This window comes from Amycolatopsis sp. SID8362 (assembly GCF_010550475.1).
Taxonomy (GTDB): Bacteria; Actinomycetota; Actinomycetes; order Mycobacteriales; family Pseudonocardiaceae; genus Amycolatopsis; species Amycolatopsis eburnea.
In genome coordinates this window covers 1-362 of the sequence record NZ_JAAGNB010001596.1, presented here as the reverse complement: position 1 = coordinate 362, position 362 = coordinate 1, and the positions used below count along the sequence as shown (strand labels likewise).

Below are 362 nucleotides of genomic sequence, written 5' to 3'. Positions count from 1 at the left end.
GTCGCGGCCAACTGGTACGCGGGGGAGGACCCGTGGGCCAGCGTCTACGGCCTCCCGCTGCGGCTGGCCGGCGACGCGCGCGCGTTCGACCTCTCGCCGGTGTGGCTCGCCCAGGTCGGCGCCGCGGCCGCGTTGGAGTACCTCGATGGGGTGAACTTGGCCGAGGTCCGCGCGCACAACACCGGGCTGGCCGACGCGCTGCTGGAGAAGCTCGGGCTGCCCCCGCGCGGCACCGCGATCGTGGCGCTCGACGCCGATCCGGCGCGGGTCGAGGCGGCCGGCATCGTGTCGAGCGTCCGCGGCGGCCGCGTGCGGGTCGGCTTCCACCTCTACAACACCGTTGACGACGTCGAACGCGTTTT

1 pseudogene is annotated in these 362 nt (G+C 74.3%); it reads left to right on the top strand.

What is annotated here, in order from left to right:
- Positions 1-362 (top strand): annotated as a pseudogene (locus tag G3I65_RS48970) (aminotransferase); the annotation flags it as partial.